At 45.8% G+C, this 2,963-nt stretch carries 4 protein-coding genes; 2 read left to right on the top strand and 2 right to left on the bottom strand.

Annotated elements, in window-relative coordinates; genetic code table 11:
• The coding region (locus H6S82_RS27040; protein WP_191057020.1) for an ATP-grasp domain-containing protein at positions 1–489 on the top strand (489 nt) is incomplete at its 5' end.
• A 45-nt stretch (positions 490–534) separates the two neighbouring features.
• On the opposite strand, the gene H6S82_RS27035 is transcribed toward H6S82_RS27040, so the two are convergent.
• Together H6S82_RS27035 and H6S82_RS34180 are read right to left on the bottom strand one after the other, a co-directional pair.
• Positions 535–1,950 carry an aspartate ammonia-lyase gene (locus H6S82_RS27035; protein WP_190467315.1) on the bottom strand — a complete coding sequence of 472 codons (1,416 nt, stop codon included), beginning with the start codon at positions 1,948–1,950 and terminating at the stop codon, positions 535–537.
• A 7-nt stretch (positions 1,951–1,957) separates the two neighbouring features.
• On the bottom strand, positions 1,958–2,080 hold the full coding sequence (locus H6S82_RS34180; protein ID WP_255512259.1) for a hypothetical protein: 123 nt from the start codon (positions 2,078–2,080) through the stop codon (positions 1,958–1,960).
• 284 nt (positions 2,081–2,364) lie between these two features.
• On the opposite strand from H6S82_RS34180, the gene H6S82_RS27030 reads away from it, so the two are divergent.
• On the top strand, positions 2,365–2,963 hold a 599-nt coding region (locus H6S82_RS27030), incomplete at its 3' end, for a tetratricopeptide repeat protein (protein WP_191057019.1).

Genomic DNA, 2,963 nt, shown 5'->3' with positions numbered 1-2,963 from the left:
GAGGTGCTGGAATATTTCCAATCTGATAGCGAATTGTTTATAAGACCCGATAGCAACATGAAATCGTTTCGCGCAGGAGTTTTTAATATTAATGTTTTGAATACGCTACAATCTTTGGGAAGCGAATTGAAAACAGATGAGACAACTTTAGTGTTAGTCAGCGGTAAGCGATCGATCTCTAAAGAGTGGAGATTCTTCGTTTACAAAGATCGAATTATCACAGGTTCTCTATACCTCGTGGGAGAAGAAAGAATTGATGAAACTATTAAGGGAGGCTATCTAGAAAGCTATCTCAGTAAAGTTTTAAAGGAAATTAACTGGTATCCAGAATCTCTTTACACTGCGGACATCTGCGAATCAGCAGGAGAACTTTACGTACTGGAACTCGGTTCGTTTAGCTGTAGCGGAGAATACGGGTGCGATTTGAGTTTGATAATAGAAGCAGGTGCAAAAGCAGCTTTAGAAGATTACGAACTTGTCAACGGTTAAGGTTTTCCAAGACAGATTAAGGTGGGCAATGCCCACCCCACAAAATTAAGTTTCTGTTGGCATCGCGCTCATTTTTTCCAAATCCAAAACTTTCGCTAATTCTCCTTCACTCATCAGATTTTTTTCTAAGACAATTTCCCGCAGAGTTTTGCCAGTTGCCAGAGATTCTTTTGCAACTGCTGCTGCATTAAGATAGCCGATGTAGGGATTGAGAGCGGTGACGAGAGCTAAGCTACCTTCAGCATAGTACGAACAGCGATCGCGATTCGCACTAATTCCCTCCAAACACTGGCGAGTCAAAGCAGACAAAGCATTACCCAGAATTTCAATACTGTGAATGAGGTTATAAGCGATGAGCGGCATCATCACATTCAATTCTAATTGTCCTGCTTGAGCGGCAAGTGCGATCGCGCCATCGTAACCCATCACCTGAAAACACACCATCGAAGTCATCTCCGCCATCACCGGATTGTACTTTCCTGGCATAATCGAAGATCCCGGCTGTACTGGCGGTAATTGAATTTCCTTCAGCCCAGTTTTCGGCCCAGAATCCATCAACCGCAAATCGTGGGACATTTTCACGCAATCTTGAGCTAGGTTACGCAAAGCGCCGGAAACACAGACAAACGGTGCCATACTCTGCATCGCCGCCATCATATGGGGTGCGGGTTGCAGGGGTTTGTCGATTAGCTTTCCGAGAATTTCTGCCACTTTGTAGCGGTACTGGGGATGAGTATTCAAGCCAGTTCCCGCCGCAGAACCGCCCAAACCCAGTAAAGTTAGGTCTCCAGAAGCCGTTTCTATCCTGATTAAGTGTTCCGTCAAAATCTGGGCCCAAGCGCGGAAGCTTTCCCCCAGCCGCACCGGTACGGCATCTTGTAGATGGGTTCTGCCGGATTTGACGATATCTTGAAATTCTTCTGCTTTGTTGTCTAATGCGGCGATCGCATCCGATAATGCTGGAAACAAAGTTCTTTCCAAAGCCAGCAAACCACCAATCCGAATCGCAGTGGGAATCACATCATTGGTAGACTGTCCGTAATTTACATGATCGTTAGGGCTGACGCGCTTGTAATTCCCTTTTTCATCGCCTAGCAGTTCCAGCGCCCGATTTGCCAGTACTTCATTGACATTCATATGGTGCGATGTTCCCGCACCAGCTTGATATACATCTACAACAAACTGATCTCGGAATTTACCGCTAAGGACTTCATCAGCTGCCTGTACGATCGCTTGACTTATGTCTTTAGGTATGCAGTCGAGTTCTCCGTTGGCTAAAGCTGTCGCCTTCTTAATCAGAATACAGGCATCCACGTAGGTGGGTAAAGGTTTTATGCCGCTGATCGGGAAATTTTCGGTTGCCCGCAGGGTTTGAATTCCATAGTAGGCGTCGGCAGGAATTTGCCGTTCTCCCATAGAATCCTTTTCTATACGATAAGCAGAGCCTGTTGGTTCGGTCATATTTTTTTTATTTTTCGATGACTTCTAGGGCATCGGTCAAGCGATTTTGGATGAGAGGATTTTGGATTGGCTGGGCCTTGAAACCCCTTTTTTTCGATCGAGCGATCGGAGAAGTTGGGTTTCTTGTCATAGTAACAACGAAATTTCCCCTTTTCGCAGCCAGGATACCCGCTTTCTCAGACCAATAGGCCAATACTTGACCTATGCTCTAGCACAGGAGATTTTATCTCACACTAACCATGTGTGGGCAATCTTTAGGGCGCTGAGAGCTTGTAATGTGCTACACATCACTTTTTCCTCTTCTTTTCCCGCTTTTACTGGTTAAATCTCGGTTAATTAGGAGTTGCAGTTTGGTTGTTGAATCGTGATATGTTTTTGGGAATCTTAAAAGAAAACATATCATCCTCTAGTCAGATGACAGATTCTATGAGCCATACTGCTAATCTTGAAGCCGAATTCTTTTTCCATCATGGATTGCGCCTGAGCGAGGTTAAAAAATATGAAGAAGCCGTCGCCAATTTTGACACCGCCCTCAAGTTTCAACCAGATTATCATAACGCGCTCTGCCAGAGGGGTTTAGCGCTAGGCAACTTGGGTCGCCACGAGGAAGCACTCTCAAGCTTTGATAAAGCGCTGGCAATTAAACAGGACACAGCCTGGGTTTGGCACAATCGCGGCATTGCGCTGGGTAAATTGGGTCGCTACGAAGATGCGATTAATAGTTTCGACCGAGCGCTGGAGTTCAATCCCGATGCTGCTAATTCTTGGCACAATCGGGGTATTACCTTCAGTGACTGGGGGAATTTTGAAAAAGCAGTTGTCAGTTTCGATCGTACCGTTAAACTGCAACCCGATGCCTACTGGGCATGGTACAACCGAGGTATTGCGCTGGGTAAGTTAGGTCGCTACGAAGAAGCGCTCAACAGCTTCGATCGCTCCATCGAATTTAAGCCAGAAGCTTTCAATGCTTGGTACAACCGAGGCATTACCCTCAGAGACTGGGGTTGCTATGA

Source organism: Planktothrix sp. FACHB-1355 (assembly GCF_014748295.1).
In the GTDB taxonomy this organism is placed as follows: Bacteria; Cyanobacteriota; Cyanobacteriia; order Cyanobacteriales; family Aerosakkonemataceae; genus Aerosakkonema; species Aerosakkonema funiforme_A.
The sequence above is the reverse complement of the archived record's forward strand: the minus strand, read 5'-3'. Positions and strand labels throughout refer to the sequence as shown.